Origin of the sequence: Marinoscillum sp. (assembly GCF_040222955.1) — a bacterium.
Taxonomy (GTDB): Bacteria; Bacteroidota; Bacteroidia; order Cytophagales; family Cyclobacteriaceae; genus Marinoscillum.
Window position 1 is genome coordinate 1 of sequence record NZ_JAVKCA010000009.1, and the last position, 23,124, is coordinate 23,124.

General features: G+C 43.3%; 19 protein-coding genes. 1 reads left to right on the plus strand and 18 read right to left on the minus strand.

The window, feature by feature from the left end; translation table 11 throughout:
• Positions 1–230: 230 nt before the first annotated feature.
• From RIH33_RS07870 to RIH33_RS07940, 15 genes are all read right to left on the minus strand, one after another.
• Positions 231–956: an energy transducer TonB gene (locus RIH33_RS07870; RefSeq protein WP_406658702.1), complete on the minus strand. Its 726-nt coding sequence runs from the start codon at positions 954–956 to the stop codon at positions 231–233.
• A gap of 252 nt (positions 957–1,208) precedes the next feature.
• Complete coding sequence (locus tag RIH33_RS07875; protein WP_406658703.1) at positions 1,209–1,610, minus strand: lysozyme inhibitor LprI family protein; 402 nt, start codon at positions 1,608–1,610, stop codon at positions 1,209–1,211.
• A gap of 254 nt (positions 1,611–1,864) precedes the next feature.
• On the minus strand, positions 1,865–2,395 hold the full coding sequence (locus RIH33_RS07880; RefSeq protein ID WP_406650254.1) for a hypothetical protein: 531 nt from the start codon (positions 2,393–2,395) through the stop codon (positions 1,865–1,867).
• 1,233 nt (positions 2,396–3,628) lie between these two features.
• The gene (locus tag RIH33_RS07885) at positions 3,629–3,916 is read right to left on the minus strand and encodes a type II toxin-antitoxin system RelE/ParE family toxin (protein WP_406650256.1); all 288 of its coding nucleotides are present in this window, start codon (positions 3,914–3,916) and stop codon (positions 3,629–3,631) included.
• Positions 3,904–4,086, minus strand: coding sequence for a hypothetical protein (locus tag RIH33_RS07890; RefSeq protein WP_406650258.1), 183 nt, complete (start codon positions 4,084–4,086; stop codon positions 3,904–3,906). Before RIH33_RS07890 ends, RIH33_RS07885 begins: the two co-directional genes overlap by 13 nt.
• Before the next feature lie 412 nt (positions 4,087–4,498).
• Positions 4,499–4,822, minus strand: coding sequence for a type II toxin-antitoxin system PemK/MazF family toxin (locus RIH33_RS07895; protein ID WP_406650260.1), 324 nt, complete (start codon positions 4,820–4,822; stop codon positions 4,499–4,501).
• Positions 4,813–5,058: an AbrB/MazE/SpoVT family DNA-binding domain-containing protein gene (locus RIH33_RS07900; protein WP_406650262.1), complete on the minus strand. Its 246-nt coding sequence runs from the start codon at positions 5,056–5,058 to the stop codon at positions 4,813–4,815. The genes RIH33_RS07895 and RIH33_RS07900 overlap by 10 nt, the downstream gene beginning before the upstream one ends.
• Before the next feature lie 494 nt (positions 5,059–5,552).
• Positions 5,553–6,245, minus strand: coding sequence for a hypothetical protein (locus RIH33_RS07905; RefSeq protein WP_406650263.1), 693 nt, complete (start codon positions 6,243–6,245; stop codon positions 5,553–5,555).
• 253 nt (positions 6,246–6,498) lie between these two features.
• Entirely contained in the window at positions 6,499–7,173 is a 675-nt protein-coding gene (locus RIH33_RS07910) for a hypothetical protein (protein WP_406650265.1), read from the minus strand.
• A 5-nt stretch (positions 7,174–7,178) separates the two neighbouring features.
• A complete protein-coding gene (locus tag RIH33_RS07915) occupies positions 7,179–8,165 on the minus strand; it encodes an alpha/beta fold hydrolase (RefSeq protein ID WP_406650267.1) in 987 nt (328 codons plus the stop codon).
• 140 nt (positions 8,166–8,305) lie between these two features.
• Complete coding sequence (locus tag RIH33_RS07920; protein ID WP_406658704.1) at positions 8,306–9,268, minus strand: helix-turn-helix domain-containing protein; 963 nt, start codon at positions 9,266–9,268, stop codon at positions 8,306–8,308.
• Between the two features lie 324 nt (positions 9,269–9,592).
• A complete protein-coding gene (locus tag RIH33_RS07925; RefSeq protein ID WP_406650270.1) occupies positions 9,593–10,261 on the minus strand; it encodes a hypothetical protein in 669 nt (222 codons plus the stop codon).
• Between the two features lie 376 nt (positions 10,262–10,637).
• Positions 10,638–11,723, minus strand: coding sequence for a phytase (locus RIH33_RS07930; protein ID WP_406650272.1), 1,086 nt, complete (start codon positions 11,721–11,723; stop codon positions 10,638–10,640).
• A 53-nt stretch (positions 11,724–11,776) separates the two neighbouring features.
• Positions 11,777–14,602 (minus strand): TonB-dependent receptor, encoded by a 2,826-nt coding sequence (locus RIH33_RS07935; RefSeq protein ID WP_406650274.1) that lies wholly within the window; start codon positions 14,600–14,602, stop codon positions 11,777–11,779.
• Positions 14,603–14,749: 147 nt separating this feature from the next.
• Positions 14,750–16,438, minus strand: coding sequence for a tetratricopeptide repeat protein (locus RIH33_RS07940; RefSeq protein ID WP_406650275.1), 1,689 nt, complete (start codon positions 16,436–16,438; stop codon positions 14,750–14,752).
• A gap of 192 nt (positions 16,439–16,630) precedes the next feature.
• Between RIH33_RS07940 and RIH33_RS07945 the strand changes: the two genes are divergently transcribed.
• Positions 16,631–16,915: a hypothetical protein gene (locus tag RIH33_RS07945; protein WP_406650277.1), complete on the plus strand. Its 285-nt coding sequence runs from the start codon at positions 16,631–16,633 to the stop codon at positions 16,913–16,915.
• Between the two features lie 68 nt (positions 16,916–16,983).
• On the opposite strand, the gene RIH33_RS07950 is transcribed toward RIH33_RS07945, so the two are convergent.
• The 3 genes from RIH33_RS07950 to RIH33_RS07960 form a co-directional block, all read right to left on the minus strand.
• Complete coding sequence (locus tag RIH33_RS07950) at positions 16,984–17,199, minus strand: hypothetical protein (RefSeq protein WP_406650279.1); 216 nt, start codon at positions 17,197–17,199, stop codon at positions 16,984–16,986.
• Positions 17,200–17,523: 324 nt separating this feature from the next.
• Complete coding sequence (locus RIH33_RS07955) at positions 17,524–20,544, minus strand: choice-of-anchor Q domain-containing protein (RefSeq protein ID WP_406650280.1); 3,021 nt, start codon at positions 20,542–20,544, stop codon at positions 17,524–17,526.
• A gap of 151 nt (positions 20,545–20,695) precedes the next feature.
• Positions 20,696–22,882, minus strand: a complete 2,187-nt coding sequence (locus RIH33_RS07960; RefSeq protein ID WP_406650282.1) for a choice-of-anchor Q domain-containing protein — start codon at positions 22,880–22,882, stop codon at positions 20,696–20,698.
• Positions 22,883–23,124: the final 242 nt, after the last annotated feature.

Genomic DNA, 23,124 nt, shown 5'->3' on the forward strand with positions numbered 1-23,124 from the left:
TTGACTTGGTTCAAAAAAAAATTTCCTAATCCTCGTGCACATTGACATGCAAAGGTCTGAAAGGTTGAAATTAGCAATATGGTGATGAATGTGGCTCGAAGCATAATGGGTTGTAACGACCAACTATCATCCGTAAGCTGGACTTTTCAAATTTCTATAAAAGTATCGGATCGCACTTGCCCTTGCAAATGGCTCAGTAAGCTTATGGATGATAGTCTGTTAGATTCTTTTTAACCCCTCTTTTTCTTCTTTTTCTTTGAAGGTTTACCAGCGAGTTTAAAAATAACCGGCATTACCATTCGAACATAGACAGGTTCACCCTCTTGTTTTCCAGGAATAAAGTCTGGGGCATTTGCTATTACTCTAACAGCTTCTTCATCACAACCTCCACCAATACCCTTCACAGCGTTAACAGCATCGACACTTCCATCTTTATTAATTACAAATTGCACATAAACTCTTCCTTCAACTCCCATTCTTCGAGCTTCTTCAGGGTATTTCATCTCTTGACCGACATACTTATAAAAAGCAGCCATACCTCCAGGAAATTCAGGCTGCTGATCCACAATCTTAAAAACTTCGGGTTCCTTGTTTATTTCGATTTTTAGCGAATCCCACCTTTCTTCAACATGCATTTTTCCATACCACTTTATGGCTTCATTATATGCTTCTTCTGCCAAGTTCAAGTAAAGAGCACTGTCTTCAGAGTTAATTACAGCTAGTCTGGAACAACTCTCATTTACCATTTTATATGTTTCAAAGCGAGTATAACTCTGTTCACTTAAAATCGAATCATAATAATCTAGGACGTAAGCAAATTGATTGTTCAAGAATTGTTGTTTTGCATTCTCGAAGCGTTTTTTTGCCTCAATCTGTTCTGGAGTTGGTTCGTAATCCTGTGCGACAGAGAGGTTGCAAACCAAAAGGAATAAAAAGAAGTGAATTAAGTATCTCATAAAAATTGAATCTAATGCCCAGATATGGCGCTGTGGCCTCCGAGCTTTTTTAATACCGATAAAAGTAGCTTATCTGCCGCGCCTGGCCAAGGGGTGCATTCAAAGTATCAGACACGCACTGCGCCATACAGATAAAAAACTCCCACGAGCAGGAGAGGGTAGAAAGCACTTCAGTTTCTTGGCGGCAGATAAGGGGGATGTTTAGCAGTTACTTGGCAGAAGACTAAGTAAGGCCATGCGCAATATCGTCTGTTACCTTTTCGGCTTTATCGTTCCTGCACAAGCGTCTCCTTCCTCAGTTCCAGTTAGCCAAGTCCTGAGTTTAGTAGTTCGTTCGCTAGATAGTTCGGCCATATAGTATGAAACACACATAGGTTGAATACTACCATACCATCCAGGTTCACGATCAGGATACTTCATTTTTAGTTCAGAGTCCCTAAATGTTATCCAGTTACGTTGAGATGTTCGAAGTGCGTCCAGAAAAGTTGGGTCGTCAGCGTACTCCTTCATGATCTGTTGGTAAACCTTGTTAAGTTCAGCGTCCGCCTTCTTGTAGTTTTCTGCAGCTTCTTTGTTCATCTCCGCTTGAGTTTGGCAGTTGGCAGTTCCTACGATGAAAAACGTTAAGAAGATAGTTGCAAATAAATGTCTCATAGTGATGATGGCTGAAAGGTAACGTCCAGCTATCGGGCGTATGTCCCGCAGCTAGTGAATAGTACTAAAGTAGTGAAATCTGCCAAAGCTCACAACGGTTCCAAATGGCACTGCGTTCTGAAAATCCAAAATCCTGGGAGCAAAAGCTGGCAGAAAACACCGCTATATCTCAGCGGCAGATTCACAGTCGAGTTGCAATGAAATCGGCCAAAAAGCACTGAGACATATGCCCGATCAGCGTCTGTTAGGAAGAGTTAATTCCAGTTGTAAACTTCGACCCTTGAAACTTTAGAGTTCGAAGAAATCTGAGTTGGTTTTCCGCATTCAGTGTTCAGCTCCAAGTCTTTCGAATCGTCCAAAGAAGTTATGTAAAGGATCATTGTGCGTTCACGTCCATCTACTGTAATGTACTCATCTAGAATAACCAGATAGTTTTCTCCTGTTTCTATACTATATCCGTATTCAGCATTAGGATAGAACCTCAGTACCTCTTGTATAGGTGTTCCAACACAAATTCCGTTAGCCAGTTTAAAGTTCGGATTGGCAGTTCCTAGGCCTCTAATTGTTGAGTTACCATAAGTCCAAGCCATTAAGTGAATTAGTTTATTCTTAGAGAAGTAGTGTATTCCATCAAATACAGTATGATCGTATTCGGTTAATTTGGAAAAGAGTTCGGAAGTATCTGTACCTATTTTGTATTCACCTATTCCTGTTATATCGATGGTTTGGGCATGCGTTTCTAGCAAATTGAAAATCGTGAGAAATATTATGATCAGTGTACGCATGATATTCTTCCTAACGCACAGCTATGATGAGTGGGGATTAGAAAGCACAAACCTCTCGTCTCGCACATAGCCACGCCTTGATTTAAATTTAAAACTTGTGGCGGACTTTCCAAGTGCCACCAAACTTTCCTGACCGATTAAACCCCATTCATTCATAGCACATGTTACCAGCTTTTTAGTTCGTTAGCCATTGTTGGAATTTCTTTGTGAATTTGTATTCGAATTTTGCAGGTTGCTTCCAAATCATTAGTCGGACATTAGCCGTGTCCTTTGACAGCCCTGTTATACCAGTTCCTCGTTCGCCTAGGTTAGAAGAATAGTTGTCATATTCCTTCTTAAACATTCCAAAGTCATCCGTGGAAAACCGAAGATTTAGTGATGTTGAGTCAAAAGTTCCATTAACCGAAACGATACCGTTCGATAGTTTCAAATATGTATTGCTTTTAGAGGTAATCAATGAGTCATTGAGTACGTAAAACTTAAATTGATCAACTGTTAGATCGCAACTTCCTATGCTATCCAAGATGCAACAGTGAAGTTCAAATACATGGTCAGGAATGTTGAATTTATGGTCAATGGCAGCAGTTAATAGGAAATTCCTACTTTCAATTGACTCAAACAGATCTTCGGGTAAAAGTTCGTCATACCTTTCATATGCGACCTGTGCTGATTTCCATTGATTTATCGGGTGGTATTCACCCTTCGGATAAGTTAGTGCAAGAATGGATGCATCGATCAATAAGAGAGTTAGAATCGAAATTGCCTTGTTGAGTCTTGTTCGGTCAATGAGCTTGAAATATATGAATGCACTTATTCCACCTGTTAAGAAAATAATAGGGTAGTAAATCAGTATACAAAATCCATATCCACATGGCGTTGGAAAGAAGCTTAGCACCCAAATCGGAGTTAGGATGTTAAAAAGTAAGATCAGAATTGATGAGATTGTTTTCGTCATGCAGAAAATTGCTGGTAACGTGCGAATATCAACCAACAATGGCTGTTACTCGCTTGTAACGTTACCAAATCTAACCGTTTTTAAATCCTGAACAAACCATTATTGGCTATAGAGGTGTATGCCCCATCGGGGAGATGTGCCGGCTAGCGGGGTCTTGCCTGTTGGAGACAATTCCAAGAAGGGCATGAAGTGGATACTTAGCCATGGACAAATACCGGAATCTTCTGGTTTATTGGAGCCCTGATTTTGTGAGCAAAAGTTTTGCTTGTTTGAACTCCTTACAAGCTCAGGAGTCGAGCTGAATGATGCACTGTTAGAATATCAATCCTTTTATCTGATACTATACAATAAATGATTCGATAGTTGCCCAGAATAAGTTCTCTGATCCTGGGGTTCTCTAGTTCAGGCACTTCTCTTCCAGAGTTGGGATGCTCCCTCAGTTGACGAGTTCGTTCACGAATTCGATGAATTTGAATTCGGGCATATTTCTTTGAATTTTGACCAATGTACTCACCGATTGAAATTAAATCGCTCTTGGCCTGTTGAGTCCAGTTTATCTTAACCATTCAGGAAGTTCCTTGTCAAGCTCTTCGTCCGGAATAACATTATTTGCCTTAGACTGAGCAAGTCCGGTTTCAATCTTCTCGAGCAATATGAGTTCATCAATGACCTCTTCAATCGAAAATTCCTGAGGGAGTTTATTGATTGCTCCAATTACTTGTTCCTTCGTTAGCATATCTAAAGTTAAGAAGTTCTTTTCTCATTGCGATTATCCCACCAACATTCGGCTGAAAATCCTGGCTGCCAGCCATTTCAAATCTAACCGATTTTCAATCCTGAACAAACGGCTATGGGGATACCCTCAAGCCGGGTAGGCTGTTACTTTTCCTTAATGAAAAGTAACCTAAAATAATGACAGAATGATCACTTCCGACCCTATCCGATCATTATCGGGGCCATCGCACGCCCGGAATTCTGTCGGGCCGTCCCGCCTATGCGCAGAGGTTCCAGGTTCAGGCCTGTTAAGAAGTCCAAAAACGGAATGACGGAACGGGAAAAAGGTCATTCCGGTTTCTGAGGCACGAAGAATACCGGAATCTCATGGTAATTCGGAGTAGCCTCTAGATGTTTTGGAACCGCAAGGGTATTCAATCCACGAAGGTTTCTTTGATTACACGTTTAATCTCTGAGATTTCTTTCAAAGAAAGTCTGTCGTAGGATTTTACTATTCTTTGTTTATCGATCGTTCGAATTTGATCCAACACCACCCAACCTTTCTTCTTGTTTTGATAGACCTGGATTCTCGTTGGATAGCTATGTGATTGAGTGGTCATTGGAGCCACCGTAATGGTCTTAATGTTGAAGTTCAGTTCATTAGGAGAAATAATCACACAGGGTCTGGTTTTTTTAATCTCACTCCCTATAGTTGGATCTAAATTTACCAGGACCACACGGTATTGATCTAGTTCCATTCGCCAAATTCCTCGTCATTAAACACATCTTCAATCAGGAGGTGGTCATCTCCATTTTGAGACATTTCCTGAAACGCTTCGCTCCAACCCTTTCTAGGCGCTTCGATTGGTTTGAGGATTATTTTATCCTCCTCCAAAATAAGCTCCACTTTATCCTTGATGTGATATTGTTCAAGTATTTGCTTACTCAGACGCAGTCCTTTCGAGTTCCCTATTTTAATGATTGTTGCTTCCATATGGTCTAATTGTAATTACAAAGTTATTACTTTAAGCCTATCCAGTCAAAAAAAGTTCATACAGGACTCAGAGTGCACTGAAGATTCTTGGGGGCAGACCCTCCCTCATCATATGATAGGTTGATAACCGCTTCCTGCCAAATCTAGCTGATTTTACATCCTGAACAAACCATTGTTGGCTATGGGGATACCCTCAAGCCGGGTAGGCTGTTACTTTTCCTTGATGAAAAGTAACCAAAAATCATGACAGAATGATCACTTCCAACCCTATCCGATCAGTATCGGGGCCATCGCACGCCCGGAATTCTGTCGGGCCGTCCCGCCTTTGCGCAGAGGTTCCAGGTTCAGGCCTGTTAAGAAGTCCAAAAACGGAATGACGGAACGGGAAGAAAAGGTCATTCCGGTTTCTGAGGCACGAAGAATACCGGAATCTCATGGTTAATTCGGAGTAGCCTCCAGATGTTTTGGCGAGCATTTGTTGTGAGCTGGCTTTTTCATCTTTCAATCTTTCCGCAATAAACTGTTCCAGAACCATCTGGAGCTAAGCTCATGCTATAATATAGGTCACTCTCTTTCAAGATAAGTGCTCCTCTTGGGGTGCCACCTGCCTGATAAGAGAGTGTTGCAACGTAAAAAACATGCTCCTCATTGGGTTCAATCGTTTTTTGTAACTCCGTTGGCTTATTAAAATTGGCATCTAAAAAGGATTTAACACCAGATAGACCATAGTTAAATGATGATAGTTCATGGTATGAAAATGTATCGGTTGGTAAAAACAGCTTTAAGTAGGAGTTTGCTGGTGTAAAAATTGCAAATGAATCACCTGGAAAACTAATATTAAGTTCTAATGGGGTAGTAGTTTCATTAATTATCCGAGTCCAAAACACAGCAAAGGCGTATCTTTTTCCAGAAGAGTCAGAATACTGAGTTCCACCTGGCTCAATCATTCCACCTTTTGGAAGGCTGTTTTGAATGGTGATGCCTTTCCCAGTGGAAGTTGAATACAAAGTATCTGTGTAAATAAATTGATCTAAATTATGAATTGGAGATACCAATCCATTATCACTCTCGGCCAAGTCTATCTCTTCCGGATCAATTGAAACCCTTCCGGCTGTTGATTTACTTCTTTGCCCACAGGAAGAAAGCCATACAATTGCCAGAATCAATATTATTAAACTTTTTCTCATTTTTTACTTGCTCACAACAACCGACCAATACCCCCCGGCTACTACCCACCTCCTACCCAATCTAGCAGTTTTCCATCCTGAACAAGCCATTGTTGGCTATGGGGGCTCCACCCCTTGCCCCTGTTGGTGTTGTCACCAACAGGCATGATGAAGCTAGCCAGCATGAGGAGTCAAAACCTGATGCTTTTCATGGCCCTATACAATGTTGTACGTTCGCCTTTTTTGGTTTCGGATTCTTTATTCTCGCATAGAATCAGTTGATCCTGTGGTTATATCCCAGCATCAGATAATAAGGTATCAAAGGAGTTGTTTTGAAGTCCTGGGTTGTTACCATGCCAATATTGAATGTGATATCCGATTTGTTGAAGGAGTAGCCAGTCTGAATGCCATACTGGAAATTGCCTCCTGTTGCAGGTTCATACCAACCGTCTTTAACGTCTGCAAAGATTGTTTCCTTGGAGATTTCGGAATGTTTAAAGTTTGTGACAATGGCTTTATCAAAACCAACTTCTGCTGCTACAAACCATTTCGGTTTGAAATAGCCAAAGGTACCCTTTAACTCACTTCCAAAATTTTGCAGGCTGACCAAAGGATTTGCATATCTGCGGTAGATTCCATTCAAAGCAACGCTTCCTTTCAGACTTGATTTATTTAAAAACACAACCTGTCCTCCGACTTTGGTTTTAAAGTCATCCAACAGCTTTTCGCCTGAAGGAATGGAAAATGTAGTAGTCAGCACTACTGGTACGTTGGTTTTGAGTTGGTACGCGTAGCCCAAACTATACGAAACACTGTAATCCCATAAAATACCTGCGGTTATCATATGTTTTGAGTCTTCCAAAGAATTCCAATTCAACGTTTGTGAATTGCCTGTTTGATAAATACAAAATGATATAGCGATGAATATCAAAGTTTTAATGTCCTTCATTGTATTTAGTTGAATGAGTTTAAATAATCAAGCACCACTGGATAGACCGAACTCCATCTGAAATAAATCATTTCATGCCCGGTATCATCAATCTGAATAATCTTTGGATTCGTAAAAAATGCCGCTTCCTTTTCGGCAAAGCTCAAACCATATGACTGGTTATTTTCACCATACAGAAAGAGTACGTTGGTTTGATATTGGTTTAAGTTGGTGGTAAAGTCAAAACCTTCATTTTCTGAAATGTCGATAAAGGCTTGTAAAACAGCAGCTCCATTTCTCCAAAAAGGAGAGGGGCCTTCGATACCTTCATCATTACCTTTTGCATAGGAAAAACTTGAAGCCATGCTTAATTTATAATCCAGAATTTGGTGTTCATTTTCTCGTCCGGTCAGGAATTGGTCGTAGTAAAGAACATCATTTGTTATTTCTGAAAAAAGGTTCAGCTTTCGGCTTGATTCTCCATACTCGTCAAGTAGTTGTTTGTTAAATCCACCAGCTTCAGCGAATATAGCCCCATCGATTCTATCAGGGTACGTATTGATGTATGCAGCTGCAAGCATAGCACCCCACGAATGGCCAAAGAGAAACACCTTTTGACTGGAAGAAGTCTTATAATGTACGATCACCGCTGTGAGGTCGTCTAAGTAGAGTTGAATAGTGTAAGTATCCTTATCATGCCGTTTAGACAGGCCTGTACCTCGCTGGTCATAGAATACTACATGGTAGCCATCATCTGCTAGCTGCCTTACGTTAAGTCCGTTTTGGTAGTCTGATCCAGGACCTCCATGCAGAAAAATGACTAGGGAGCCATCAGGGTTTCCGTAGGTTTCAGCATGAAGTGTTGTCCCGTTTACCGATATGGAGGGTAAGTTGGGGTCTTCTGCTACAGTTTTAGGTACCAGGTTGCCCGGTTCATGAATGTCTAGTTCCTGTTCGCAGGAAATGAGCATCACACAAGCTAATCCTGTAACTGTCCAAATTTTTAAGTTCATACTTTTCAAGTTTTAAATTTGATGCAAAAGACAGAGCTCAATGATTGTCAATCGCCCCAATATGAAAAGTGGAACTCATTTATTGGTTTGCTTTCTCAAGCTTTAACTCATAGACAATCAAACCATTGTGAAAAGTGAACCTACTGCATGAGAGCTGACACCCGTTTATCGGGCATTATTTTCCGCTCTTTCAGGTATTCGGAAGGAGATTTGCCGGTGAGGTTTTTGAAATTTCTATTAAAAGTTGTTTTGGAATTGAACCCGCATCCGTAGGCAAGCGACAGAAGTGTATATTTTTGATTGTCTTGAATGGCAATACGTTCCTTAAACTCTTCAATCCTCAATGTATTGATATAATCGAAGAAGTTTTTTTGTTCGACAGAATTGATCACTTGAGAAAGCGTGTTTGGATGTATGTCAAGTTCTTCCGCAACCATTTTCAATGTCAGGTCAGGTGTAAGGAATAATTTCCTTTGTTCCATCAATTGAACAAGTTCACTATGGATGGCTCGCAATTGACTCTGAGTAAGTGCTGATTTGTCATACTTGGCAATTTCGGGTACCTGCCCACCAGGCTCTTTTGATGTAGGGGCAGGATAAAATCCCAGCGTTTGTTGATTTGTAAAAACGCCTACTTGTTTAATGCCGTAGTACCCAACGAAGATCACAAACAAGACTACCGATGAAAAAATAATTTCATCATCAGCAAAGAAGACGAGTACCCAGATGAACGATAAGCAGAGAACTAATCCATAGAGCCAAAGCAGGTTTATCTTTTCAATAGAAGAAAAATTGTCCTTAATCTGCTTTTTATAGTTTCTTAAAGCCCGTAGTGATAAAATAGTATAGGTAATTCCCGATAGGATGATTCCAATAAAAATGATGGTTGATTGGGTTTCAAATCCTTCCCCTTCATTTAGGTAAACCATGATTTTCTCTTCCTGGCTCAGACTTATAAACGGAATGATTACTAAGAATCCAATTGCAAAGGGTAGAAAATGGAGATACATTTTGACTCTGGCAAGTTGTCCCGAGGTGAGTGCTAGTGTGTAAAGAAAAAGGAAAGGCCCATGCAAAAGGGGTAATGGTATTTCGAGTCCCAATAGGTAAGGGGTCTTCAAGTATTCATTGGAGGAAATAATCGAAAACAAAATTAAATGCACCAGAATCACACAGAGCCATGTGAAGAGTACTCTGTCGGCAATGCTTTTCCCTTTCTTGTTCAATAAAATAAATGACAGGAAGGATGTTATGACTATTCCGATTATGTATATCATTTATTTGCAGTGTCCTTTTTTAGGTGACGCACAACGTCCAACTATCATCCTAAAGCTGGACTTTTCAAATTTCTATAAAAGTATCTTATCCCACCAGCCTTTGCAAATAGCTCAGTAAGCTTATGGATGATAGTGCCTGTTGTATGCCGTTCAGTCTTCAATTTCAGTGACGTATCTACTTGAAATCCATCCTATTACCTTAGTTGGGAATTCATTAGGAGTTTGTAGAATGCAGTTCTGGACGTTCATATCCAAGTCGATAGTGACATACCACCAAATGCGTCCTGTTTCATCCGTTTGTTCAGCAAGAGCAGTTCCTACGGTTCCTTGTTTTAGGGTTGCAAAAGTATTTCCCGTAATCTCTGCCCAATGGAATTCTGTATCATCGTCAATAACTGGCGCTAAGCGAAGTTTATAACCTTCGTTGTTCACCACAAACTTAATTGGCTGATCAAAGAAGTTTTTGGGTTTTACAAGTTCCTCGAGCACCTCAACGGATTGAAAAATTTTGCTAAATGTTGGTCTGCTTTGATGATTGTAGTTGACCTGATAAACCGAATTGATCAGTCGAAAATCTGCGCAGCAACCTGGAGTTGACACAAATACTTTGTCTAAAATTCCATCTTTCCATATGACTTTTGAAATTCCTTGCATGACTTCAAATACTTGTTCAAATCCTGAGTTAGTTTGGATGAAAAAGAAAACGATATTCGGTTCTCCGCCACTTGGACCTTCGAAAACGACATCTTGTAAACCGTCATTGTTAAGATCAACTGCTTTTGTGTAGTTCCAAGAGTTGTCACCACGTGCATCAATCATAGCAAGTGAACCACTTAGTAAATTGTTCGCTCGACAATACTTGTCAAACCGTGATAGCAGTTGATAATCATATTTAAGTTGACCGGCCCATGGGTCTAAGCTGTCAATTGTTCGAATGTAGTTCTGGGAGTTACCCTGTAGCACTACAAATAGGGATAATAAGATGAATGTTACTCTCATGGATATGGCATACAACAACCGAACATCAACCACCAATGGCTGTTACTCGCTTGTAACGTTACCAAATCTAGCTGATTTTCCATCCTGAACAAACCATTGTCGGCTATGGGGGCTCCACCTGGTACCTGGCCACCATCAAAAAAAGGTGACCAAGCCACCTTTTTTTTTAAAAAAACCAATAGAGAAAATCTGATGGCTATTGCTGCCGCTCAATCTCTTCCAACAAATCCTTCCAGGCATAGATCTGGAAAGTTTTGTCATCAGACATGGCCACAAACAACCCCTTTTCAAAAGGCGCTCCAAAATTCATATGGCTCACTTCGGAGCCGTCACTTTCATTGGTGGATACTTTTAGCCTGGCAATGATCTCATGCTGGTGGGGGTTGCCGGCTTTTCCTTCCCGGGGATAGACCAAAAACTCATTGGCCTGCTGATTTGAAACCAGGAGGTAGCCTGTTTTGGAGCCGGTCTTGTAAATAGAGATCCCTTCCCTGTCTTCCTTAAAGTCATCAAGACCAAATGCAGCCAATTGGTCGTTACCCATGTCAGGATCAGCATGGTACTTTCTAACCCCGAATAACTCATCAGAGTAATAAACATATCCAGACTCCTGGTCCACACAGATTGCTTCGATCTCTCCTTCGTTTCCACTGAACTGTCCAAACTTCCTGGTCAGTTTACCCACAAAATAGCCATCCTGAGGGATCAGATCGTACTGATATAAATATTGATCCAGCCAGAGTGAATCTGCCTTTCTGCTCACGATCACCTGAACACTCGTATCTGTCGGTTTGTACAACCCGACGCCCATCACAGCCCGAAATTCAGAATCTTCAAAAACCGGAATGCCGCCATTATCCAATGGCTGCATTTCCGGAAGGCTGTAGACCCTTATTTGTTGTTTTTCGCGCTCGGTAAATACGGCAATATCTACCAGAGAATCGCCCAACCGGACACCATAGGTAATCTCAATGTTATTGGGACGCTGAATGTTTCGCACCCTACGGGTTGTATCTTCATTGCCCTGCAGGTCAAAAACAAAAATGCCTCCATCCGTATCTTTGTCAGTGCCAAGGATGAGGGATTGGCTCAGGTCTTTTTTATTCAGCCAGATGGCGGGATCATCACTGTCGTAATTGACCGCTGAAGTGACAAACCTGGGCTTCAACACTACTGAATCAGAAGTTGCTTCTTCTTCATTGGTGTTTGATTCTGCCGTTTTTTGTTGCGAACAGGCACCTGCTATCAGTGCCAGGAACAATATTCCAATTATATTTTTCATCTATAAAACTTTAACTGTCAGGGCGGCCGTGCACCGACCGCCCTGATCACTGACTATTTGAATAAATCGAATTTGAGACCAGCATTGATGCGGGCGTTGTAGTACTCTGCCTGCATGGTGCGCTCCTGTATACCCTGGTAATACCTTAGGGGCTGATTGGTAAGGTTGTTAGCCTCCAGGAAGAATCTCCAGTTTTCAGTAAATGCGTAAGAGGCATTCACATCCAGAAAAAACTGCTCATCATAGTATCTGTCATAGAACGCATCGCCACCCACTTCATCCACATAATCTCCGGAATAATTGATTGACACTCTGGCAATGAATTTCTTAGTTTCGTAGGAGAGCGAAGCATTGAACAGGTTTCTGGCTGTTCCGGGCAATCCAAGGTCATCCCGCAAATCCCCATCCTCATTGGCCACGCCCTCTGCTTTAGAGTCGGTGAATGTATAGTTCAGATAGACACCTAAACCTTTGAGTGCACCTGGCAGAAAATCCAGTTGTCGCTGAAAGGAGGCTTCGATGCCATTGATGGTACCTGTACCTCCGTTTTGCGGCTGGTACACATCAAATCCGGCAGCATTTTCAGTAGCGGATACATAGATAAAATGTTCCACGTTTTTGTTGAAATATCCCAATCCGATCAGACCAATGCTTTCAAAATATTGCTCTGCCATAAAATCTATGTTCATGGATGTGGTAGGGTTCAGGTCAGGATTACCCAGGAATAATTCCTCATCCTCAATGCGATTGTCCACATAAGGCACCAGATCAAAATAATTGGGCCTTGCCAAAGAATTGGTCCATGCCAGTCTGAAAATCAGGTTGTTGGTGGCGTTGTATTTGAAGTGCACATTAGGAAGTACATTGGTATAGTTTTTACTATTGGTCACTTCCCTCACAAAGTCTTCTTCATTTTCAAATTCATTCCCGGTATACTCAATGGAGGTGTTTTCCACACGCAAGCCTACGATGGTACTGAATTTGGTGTTGAATTCGTATTTTCCCATTACATAGCCTGCCGTTACCACTTCGTTTGCTTCGTAGTTGTCAGCCAGGTATTCATCAGGCTTATCTTCCCCTTCGAATCGGCCCGCATTGCCCAGGTCAAGGCCACCCAGCCATTCATTGGAGGCGAAGCTTCCAGCAGCATATTCCTCACCAGGCAGGAATCCATCGTCAGTCTTTTCCAGCAGCGGAACCATATCGAGGCTTTCAAACTCATCACTTAGGAATGAATATTCTGAGAACCTGTTCTCTCTTTTCTTATTCTTGATTCTCACCCGGGTGCCGGCTTTGAAAAACCCTTTATTTCCAATGGGTAGTTTTAAATCTATGCGGCCGTTCAAATCTGTTTCTTCCGTATATTGGTTTTCTTCTGTCAGCTCATCCAATTCGAAATTTGACAAATCTGACAGCTCATTGCCTCCCAGAGACAGGTCGGTTCCCACCTGGTAGGAGCCATCGTTTGGAGCGCCGGTAAACAAAGGTTTTCTGGGGTTTGAAATGTCCTGATAAAAAAGGATGCCCAATGGTTCATCTTCACCGTCTACTGTGGTTTCCGGTTCTGCCACATAGTTCACATACCTTTCGTTCAGTCTTTCTTCGGAGGCTTTGGACCAACCACCCATCCAGGTCAATTCCGCATTTCCTAAGAGATGCTCACCACTTATAGAGGTGGAGATTGTCCTCTGATCTTCTAGCCTGGCATTTTTGTTTCGGCCGCTATCAATACCTCCCTTTGTCTCTCTTTCTACTTTCTCAGCAAAAGAAATTCCATTTGCATCAGGTTCGCCCATATCTGCCAAGATTACCCTGTACCTGTTTTCCCAGTCATCTCTCCAGTTGTACATGCTGTTGATAAAGATCTTGTGCTTTTCATTGAACATGTAGTCCAGGTTTAGTGAAGCTGACCTTCTGATTCTCTGCACCTCGTATACCCGTGTTTCAAATGATTCAATATAAGCATCCACATCGTCACCTTCTGTCCATTCCGCTTCTATGTTGTCCGACCCAAAGTTGTGGTTGTTGTAAGACATGCTCGCCACATACCCCAGTTTATCATTGAGTGCTCTGTCGCCATAGATCATGGCACCAGTCCATATTGGTTTGCCTGACAGTGCATTGTATCCGGAGGCGAGTGTTCCGGAGATTCTTTGTCCGGATGGATTAGACCTGGTCACCAGGTTGACAGAACCACCGATGGCATCAGCATCCATATCAGGCATGATGGCTTTATTGACCTCTATGGTCTGGATCATGTCCGAAGGGATCAAATCCATTTGGATGTTTCGATTGTCTCCTTCTGCAGAGGGGATTCTGTTACCATTGATGGTTACCGAGTTCAGGTGTGGTGCCAGTCCTCTGATGACAATGTTTCTGGCTTCTCCCTGATCACCCTGCATGGTGATACCCGGGATTCTTTTCATCGCATCACCAATGTTCGCATCCGGGAAACGTCCGATTTGATCTGCGGCCACCACGTTGGTAATGTTATCATTTGTCCTTTGCCTGTTGAGTGCCTTGGCCTGACCTTTCAGGCGATCACCCAATACCAGCACCTCTGCACCCAGTACCACACCAGGCTCCATATTCAATGTTAATTCTGATACTCCAGAAGAAGTAGAGAAGTCCTGCTCTATTGGAGCATACCCAATGAACGTCACTCTCACCGTGTGATCCCCCGCCGGGATGTTGGTAATGATATAAAACCCGTCTGCGTCAGAAATACCCCCTACAAAATCCAGATCTGTAATCTGGATAGTAGCTCCCGGCAATCCGAGGCCATTTTCATCAATGACCCGACCCTTGAGGGTGGACTGACCGAAAACAGTCAAAACACCCGCTGCTAATGTGATAAATGTTAGAATTAATGATTTCATGTGTTCGTTAGTAGAATTGATATGACACAAGGGTAATCATCTGCTTTTACCCCATCGTTAATCCAGCTACAACAAAAAGGCAACAGCTTTAAACCACCAGGCAACATAAGAGCAACACATGATGGTAAGTAGATGTCATCCAGGGATTTAAATGTTAATTTGCTGTGAATCCAGGTTCAGAATAAAGCTGTAAAGGTTCGCTCCTTTTTTGAGTCCCAGCTTCTTTCTTAACCGATACCTCGCAATTCGCAAACTGTCATTTGAAATCCCCATGATGGTGGCAATTTCCTTTGAGTGCAGGTTTAGCCTGATCATCGCACAAAGGCGCACTTCCGAAGGACTCAAATGAGGATAAACGTGCTTGAGCTGATCGAAAAAGGAAGTATGCACCTGTTGAAAGATGGACTCAAATTCCTGCCAGTCATCATCCAGGCTGAAGTTTAGATCTATGGTTTTGATGAGTTTCCTGACCTTCCTGGGGATATCTTCCTCCGGAGCTTTTTTGATTTTCTTCAGGTGATCTCTCAAGTGGTCCAGCAGTTCATTTTTCTGAACCAGGTGCAATGCAGACCGGGTCAATGAATTGCTTTTCAATCCCAGCTCCTTTTGAAGTTGTTCTTCCTTTAGCTGTTTGTTTTCAAGTTCGGCAGCCAGCTTTTCCTGGCTCAATTGAGTATTTACCAGCTCCACCTTACTGAGCTCGTTTTCTGTAATCAGTAGCCTCCGCTGCTGTCGTACTTTGGTGAGTGTCTGGTAAAAAAATGCTGCGATCAATACGACCAGAGCCATGGCTGATATACTGACAATCAGGGTAATCCGCCGGGATACCGCCCGTTCCTTTTTTAGCATCAATATCTGCTCTTGTTTCTGGTCCAGTTCATAGACTGAGTGGGCATTGGCCAATTCATTGGCCATTTGGGCTGAGAATAATTCCTCGGTTAATTCATGACTTATATTGAGGTAAAACAGCGCACTGTCCGGTTGCCTGGTCAGTTCATAGACCTTGGAAAGGTCTTTAGCGGCAGATTTTTGCTGGTATTTAATATGATGCTTTTTAGCCAGGTTCATTGCCTGGTGGTAGTAAACCACAGCGGATGCCGGATCTCCGGTTTTTCTGCCTATATCGCCCAGGTTATTTGTATTGATAATCAGGTCATTGATTATCCCTAACCGCTGATTGATTCGATATGCCTTTCTAAAGTTTGCTTCAGCCAGGTCATACTGTTCCAGGTCTTCATATATACTCCCTATGTTGTCATAAATCCCGGGCAGATTTAGGCTGTCATTCTTTTGAATGAAATAGCTGAGCGCTTGTTTTTGATAGCTCAGCGCACTGTCGTAGCGCAGCGTTTTTTCACAGACATGGCCCAGCATCCCCAACATCCTGGCTTTTCCTTTTTCATCCGAGGACTGTTCATATTGCAGCAAGGCTTCATTGAAGTTGAGCGTTGCCAAAGTGTAATTTTCTGACTGCATATAAACCTGCCCCAGCAATTCACAGGTTACAGCCAGCCTGCTGCTAATCCCCAGCTCTTTAAATACAGCCAATGATTCATGTAATAATTCCGTGGCTTTGTTCAGGCTTCCTACCTGAAAATAGGCAGTGGCCAACATGTTTTTAGCATATGCTGCAGCGGCTCTGTTGTCTGCAAACTCCGCTTTCTCCAGGGCTTTTTTGGCAAAAAAAACAGTGCTATCCGGTGATGAATTTTGATATTTCTCTGCCTGATCCAAAAAAGCACTCAGGCTTTGGTCAGCTACCGAATTTTCTGACGGGAACGAAGTGTCACAACCCAGTAGACCAAAACACACAATGAGAAATAGCAGTTGCTTCACTTCCCAAAAATTGTGAATTAAGAGGTATTAATGGCACGGAAAGGCATGATGGCACTATTATTTAATCTTCACTTAAGACACCGCTAACATCAAGAAAATATTGTGACCTATTAACCTGAAATCAAGGACAGTACAGATTTTATGAGAAGCTATATTTGCTGCTGACGTGTACCTCTGACAAACCATGCACTCATGAAAAACAATCGATCAATCAAAATTGTATCGGCCGTAGCATGCTTATTGCTGATTCCGCTCATCGCCATGCAATATACGGATGAAGTGAACTGGTCTGCATTCGACTTTCTCATCGCAGCCATTCTCCTGCTGGGTACAGGATTCACCTTTGATCTCATCCTGAGAAAAGTGAAAAGTACTCCCTACAGAATTGCATTTTCAATAGCCCTGCTGGTTATACTCCTACTGGTTTGGATGGAGCTTGCCGTCGGCATCTTCGGCACACCCCTTGCCGGACATTAACCTCACGACATTACGTCCACCAATGAAAGACCTCACAGGTAAATTGACAATGAAGTAATCGAAAATTCTCAGGCCATAAGTCCCTGATGAATTTGAAGCATCTCCTGAAGCATCTGCAGACGCACTTCGGCCAGTTGCGTATTCGAACCGCTAGACTTTAGTTTCTGCGCATGCTCCATTATTTTTTCTATACAGGCAATGCTCTGGAGATGTTCTCCTTTGGCAAGATCGCGTACTTCTGTGTGGTAGTCCGCCTTGGTAATTGTTCGTACTTGTGTATTCATCATCATATCCATTTAAGTGAGTTACGGATAAGATCCTGTCACTACCGAAACCTTCCAAGGCGGGATGGAGTCCGGATAGTTTTCAGATCGCTGGTTTAATTAATATTACTAAAAAAATTTGACTTCTGCGTCATATTCACACAGCAATTATAGATTAATCTGCGTTCAAAGATTTTTCCTCTCTGTTATCCAATCATGAATAAATCGTACCTCCCTGAAAATCAGCTAAAAAGGCGTTGTACAATTTTTAGGGGCCTAAATAAAAAAAGTCACCCCGAAAACCGGGGTGACTCAAACTTAACTGAACAATACCTTAAAAGAGGTCTATTTCATCAGCACCTTGTGGGTAGAAACACCCGATGCGCTGACCACTCTCACCAGTGCGATTCCTCTGGGCAAACCGGACACATTCAGCACCTGCTGGTGGCTCCCCTTCAGCAGAAAATCTTCCTGATGCAAGTACCTGCGACCATCCAGGCCAAACACACTCACAGACACAGGCCCGTCCTCATTGAGGTGATGACTGATTGTGAGGCGTTCCATAGCCGGATTGGGATACATGACCAGCTGGGCCTGAGCAGATTCCTCCAAAAGCGCTGTGATCAGCTCCTGCGCTACTCGTGAGCCCGTACCGGCCAACGACAGGTATACCATGCTTCCTGAGGTAGGCACCCCACCCAGGCTTGCGCCCCAGTTTTTGGTGTGCCCCTCCAGTCCTATACCGATGGTTCCGCTGCTACCCACGCCGATGAGCGATTTCAAAATCTTGCCTTCCACAGCCAAAGGCGTCATTACAAATTCGATCCCGGCAGAGTTCGTAGACTCTTCAAAAGGCCACCCGCCACTCCCGGTATATTCATTCAGCTGGTTATAGTTGGCATCTATGTAGAAGTCAGATTTGTCCGTCCACAGATACTGATAGCCCGTAGCGCCATTGGTATTGATGTATACATTGTACTCCCACAGCGCAGAGGTGTCTATTTCCGCATAGAGATAGACGTAGTCCGAGTCGGTGTAGCCATAAATGTTTTTGAAAGAGCTGCCGGTTACGCCGGTAATCAGCGCTGAATAATTCTCCACCGGACTCTTGTAGCCATCGATCGACAGGCTACCGGCATCCGATCCTCCATCCAGCGTGAGGTAAACCATCGCGGCATCTTCCACAGGGATGGAGCCCAAACTACTCGCCCAACCGCTCGTATGTCCTTCTATACCCAGACCAACAGTACCAGTGCTCCCTATCCCTAAAGCGTATTTGGGAATCCTGCCCTCAATGGTCGAATCAGTTTTCACAAAGCGAATGGTCATCACTGAATTATCCGCAGTGAATGGCCATGAGGGTGAAGCCGCCGTATCGTATCTGTTAAGTAGATTCAGCGTGCCATCCACATAGTAGTCAGACTTTTCCGTCCAGATGTAGTCATACCCAGTGTTGGAGTTGGTATTTACAAAAATGCTGTACTCCGCCATGGTACCTTCGTATTCACCATAGATGTAGATAAAGTGATTATCGTCATAGGCATGAATATTCCTCCAGACACCTGTAGTCACACCGGTTTGGAGGGCATCATATCCCTCACTACCGCTTTTCACCCCATCGATGGTCGCAGCGATATCACCAGCCGCCACAGAGGACGATTCGAAGGCTCCAATATCTACGGTATCACCAAAGACCCGCTCGTTTCCGAAAATGTCCGTTTCTCCCGTACCTACTGAATAGCCCGGGTCACCAGCATCTATGGCCGGGGATGTAGACTGCAACCTGAAATCAGGCGTGGAAGACACTATGTCCTCAAACACCGGACTTTGAAAGCTGGAATGCTCATCCTGGTCTGTGCGGTTTACGCGATACCAGGCGAAAGTACCGTAAGAATCATATCCACTACCCAACTGCGACCAATCGAAAATACCGACTGCAGGGTCTGCAGTAGAGTTGGTATAGTACAGGTTGTAATCAAAGACTATCGTGCTATAGTAGGACGTGGTATCAAATGCCATGGCAAACGTCACCAGATTGTTGGTGGTGGTAGCATAGACAATGTTGTTTTTGATGGTCAGATTCTTAATGTTTTTCTGAATAATCAGCTGAGAAGAACCCAAACTGCCGAGGTAGGTATCTGTCACACCGCCATTGCCATAAATGGTGTTTCCCGTAATCGAAACATTGTTGATATAGCTACCACTGGCGGCAGAAGGCACACCCAACACCAGGCCGGTCCATGAGTTGTTGAATGAAAGGTTGTTTCGCACAATGTGACCACCGGAGTGAACGCCGCTGTTTTCATTGCCAATGGAAAAGCCCACCTGACAATCAGAAACTTCGTTATTCTCGACCGTAATATTCTGTGAACCATCGCAGTAAATACCCGCCGCAGCAGCTATTGGTGAGCGACAGCTCCATACCTTATTGTCTTTGATCATCCCATTTCTTGCATAGTTCTGAGCGGAAGAAACGGTAGCTCCCTGTATGTCCGGAACCCAGGTATAATGACCAGCCGCCACGATTCCGATGTTTTGCACTTCGTAGATCGTGTTGTTAGAAACCTCAAAACCATCGAGGTGACCATTGAGTTGAATCCCCTCTGTCCAGCCTGGAATCACATGGTGAATCAGGTTATTCTTAACCACCACATTGAGTAGCGGAAGTGAATCCGTGCCCACAATGCTGATAGGCCCAATGTTATCATTCGGGGCTGCTGATTTCAGAGTATCAATTTCTGCCGCTGAGAAATCCAGCCGATCCTTCATCGGATCCACATTGACCGTCCAGGAGAAATCATAGATCTCATTGTCAATGATCTCAATGTTCTCACCACTATTGGCCACCTGAATTCCAAATTTGGTATCCTTTACCAATGTGGGGGTGCCGTTAATTGTCTCTGTAGTGGCCAGGCTCTGGTTACATCGGTGATCCCGCAATTTGAATCCCTGCACACGTACATTTTTGGCAGCAGAAGTGATCGTTATCAGTGCGGCAAACTTCTTATTGTATAGGTTTTCACCATCTATAATCACCTCACCCTCCGTTTTGAGGGTAAGCCAATAGCTGCCAGTCCCACCATTGTACTGGGTCAAAACAATCATGTCATTGGAATCCGGTGCGTATACGCCGGCGCGAACGATGATTTCTTCATCAGACACCATCCCGGTCAGTCCTTCCAACTGACGGTGATCAAGGGCCTCTTTGATGGTTTTGTACGGGTCAGAGGAGGATCCATCCGAAGTGCTTCCAGCATAGCTGGCATCCACATAGAGGGTGGTGGATCTGGACTGGGCATTTCCTGACCATGGGAGCACGGTCATCAGCACCAAGAAACTAAACGAAAGAAAAATTTTGAGATACATATAGATATAAGGTTAGATTAGGTTACTTAACGAAAGTATTAAATTTTAATATAAAAGCAAAAGAAACAATAATATATTACTGTTTCTTTCGTTTACTTTCTTTTGTGTGCATTTGACACGGATAGGCCAAATAATCACAAAGTCCCGCTCCTTATCTGATGATGATCTTTTTTACCATGGTTTCACCATTGGCAGTAACTCTCACCAGCGCCATTCCTTTTGGCAACCCCATTACGGATAATTCATGTTCATAGGATCCTTTGGGAAGTAATCCACTCCACTCAGTATGTTTTTTCCCATCCATACCAATCACCTCAATCACAACTCCACCCTCCTCATCTTGCACATGCGATATCATGATATAGTCTGTTGCAGGGTTCGGGAAAATTGAAAGCTTGTCTGACAAGGCTACTGAAACTTCTTCCGCCACTCTGCTCCCGGCAGATCCGATGGTATAAGCAGCACCACTGGTACCCGATGGAATGAACCCTACGATGCTATAGCCAGAGTTAAGAGACGCCACAGCCACTCTGACCACAGAGCCGGAGATTCCGAGGGAGGATTTAGCTACTGATAATTCCAACACTGAACTATTTTTCACCGCAGTGATCCCCCCAAGGCTACTCCAGGACCAGCTACTACCGGTACCAGTGTACTGATACAGGGTTCCATTTTCAATCATATAATTGAATCCCGTGGAGGACCAGCGACTACTGGTGTACTCATTGCTGCCAGATGTATTGTTATCAGTATCCAGAAAAACCTGATAGTGAGTAGAAAAGCTCCCCTGCGCCAATACATAAAAATTAGAAGCATTGTCGGCTGCTTTGAGCGAGGTAAGATTGGTGCCGCCGGTAGCAATGGTGGACACAGATGCCCAATCGCTTGTTGCACCATCTACAGTAATGTTCAGCGGTGCGGCGATCTCGTAAGCTCCAATATCAACAGCACTCCCCTGCTTTCTGGCATTGCCGGCCAGGTCTTCCTGGCCTGAACCAGTAAAGGATGGATCTCCTGCGTCTATCGCTGGAGAGGACGATGAAATTGAATAATTGTCACTCCCGGCATTTACAAAAAGTGGATTTTGTTTCACCGAATTGGCATCACCAGACACGTTGTAAAACAAGCTGGAAGTGTTGGCATTGTCACGCCAGTATAGATTATAAGCCAGTGTATGACTGGTGGTTGTGGTTCCTCCCATTTGCACGATGGCATATCGCCAGTCGGTAGGATACATGATGTTATTCTTGATCACACTACTCGTATTGTTCTGCAGCGCAATCTGACCATTGTCGTAAGTGCCGGTACCACATTTGTAAAATGTATTGTTATAAACCTGAGTCCCACTCACAGTACTGGTCGTATTCGACCCCAAAAACAACCCGGACAAAGTGCAGTCATAAGCGAGGTTATTTCTAACGATGTTCCCTGTACTGGATTTTCCGGCCACTTCGCACCCCACTGAGAACCCCACTTTGTAATTAAAGACGATGTTGTTCTCTATGGTAATGTAACTGCCTCCATCTACGTAGATACCACCTGCTGCATCCAGCGCTGCAGGGCCGGCGTAGTTTTTCACCACATTTTCCCTGATAATTCCACTTCTGGCATAGTTGACACTGGCAGGAGCTCCTGTCCATGAAAAGTGACCGGCGGCATCAATCCCAATGTTGGTATTACCATCCAGGGTATTGCCTTCTACTAAGAAATTCTGGACGTTGCCCACCAGGGTAATGCTTTCACTATATCCGGTAATGCAGTCATGAACGCTATTGCCTCCTATAAAGACATTCTCAATCGCAGAAGAGGTGCTTCCCACAATGACAATGGCATGGGCATTTTCGCCCGAAGTAGGCATGGTCGTTTTCGAGTTGGTCCAGCCAATGTTGTAAAACTCACAATTGGTAATGTCAATTTCATTGCCGGTCCCATTGACGATAATACCGTTTCCGGTATTTCCCCAATTGTTTCGAAACACAAGACCATCCACGACGATGTTGGTTGAATTGGTAATGTGAAGGATATTAATCCCATTAGTGCCAGTACTCGAACTTCCCTCCAGGTTCACAGTGCCGTTATAGCTTTTGAGGGTGACATTGGTTTTACCACTCAGCACGAACGGACCTGTGTAAGTACCGGCGGCAATCAATATGACATCACCCGAAGAAGCTCCCGAGCAGGCACTGGCCAGCCCGCTGCTGGTAGAAACATAAACATTGGCACCTTGCGCAGTGTACGCTAGCAACAGAATGAAGGACAGGAAACCCACCCTGAAAGCATTTCGGAAGGAATTCCAGTTTGGAATAGAATAGGTTGGTTGGAAAAAAATGGTTTTCATAAGTATAAATATTTGGTTGAATATCGCCCGAATGTTCAGCATATCCCCTCCTCCCTTTCCTTATCTTACCAAAACTGAATGTCCTAAGATAATAAACCTTTTAAAAGATTTTAAACTTTCTTTTACTTTCTTTATACTAATAAATACATGCATAACGTTTCTTTTAGTTAAAAAAAAGCCCGTAATCATCCGTTGTAAATAAAAAAAGCTCAGGTTTCTGAATGAACCTGAGCTTTTGGCTT

Coding starts and splice junctions, on each gene's coding strand:
- RIH33_RS07945 (WP_406650277.1), top strand. CDS start 16,631: ATGAAAAACAATCGATCAATCAAAATTGTATCGGCCGTAGCATGCTTA.
- RIH33_RS07875 (WP_406658703.1), bottom strand. CDS start 1,610: ATGAGACATTTATTTGCAACTATCTTCTTAACGTTTTTCATCGTAGGA.
- RIH33_RS07870 (WP_406658702.1), bottom strand. CDS start 956: ATGAGATACTTAATTCACTTCTTTTTATTCCTTTTGGTTTGCAACCTC.
- RIH33_RS07935 (WP_406650274.1), bottom strand. CDS start 14,602: ATGAAATCATTAATTCTAACATTTATCACATTAGCAGCGGGTGTTTTG.
- RIH33_RS07900 (WP_406650262.1), bottom strand. CDS start 5,058: ATGGAAGCAACAATCATTAAAATAGGGAACTCGAAAGGACTGCGTCTG.
- RIH33_RS07880 (WP_406650254.1), bottom strand. CDS start 2,395: ATGCGTACACTGATCATAATATTTCTCACGATTTTCAATTTGCTAGAA.
- RIH33_RS07925 (WP_406650270.1), bottom strand. CDS start 10,261: ATGATTGATGCACGTGGTGACAACTCTTGGAACTACACAAAAGCAGTT.
- RIH33_RS07915 (WP_406650267.1), bottom strand. CDS start 8,165: ATGAACTTAAAAATTTGGACAGTTACAGGATTAGCTTGTGTGATGCTC.
- RIH33_RS07930 (WP_406650272.1), bottom strand. CDS start 11,723: ATGAAAAATATAATTGGAATATTGTTCCTGGCACTGATAGCAGGTGCC.
- RIH33_RS07895 (WP_406650260.1), bottom strand. CDS start 4,822: ATGGAACTAGATCAATACCGTGTGGTCCTGGTAAATTTAGATCCAACT.
- RIH33_RS07950 (WP_406650279.1), bottom strand. CDS start 17,199: ATGAATACACAAGTACGAACAATTACCAAGGCGGACTACCACACAGAA.
- RIH33_RS07885 (WP_406650256.1), bottom strand. CDS start 3,916: ATGGTTAAGATAAACTGGACTCAACAGGCCAAGAGCGATTTAATTTCA.
- RIH33_RS07890 (WP_406650258.1), bottom strand. CDS start 4,086: ATGCTAACGAAGGAACAAGTAATTGGAGCAATCAATAAACTCCCTCAG.
- RIH33_RS07960 (WP_406650282.1), bottom strand. CDS start 22,882: ATGAAAACCATTTTTTTCCAACCAACCTATTCTATTCCAAACTGGAAT.
- RIH33_RS07905 (WP_406650263.1), bottom strand. CDS start 6,245: ATGAGAAAAAGTTTAATAATATTGATTCTGGCAATTGTATGGCTTTCT.
- RIH33_RS07955 (WP_406650280.1), bottom strand. CDS start 20,544: ATGTATCTCAAAATTTTTCTTTCGTTTAGTTTCTTGGTGCTGATGACC.
- RIH33_RS07910 (WP_406650265.1), bottom strand. CDS start 7,173: ATGAAGGACATTAAAACTTTGATATTCATCGCTATATCATTTTGTATT.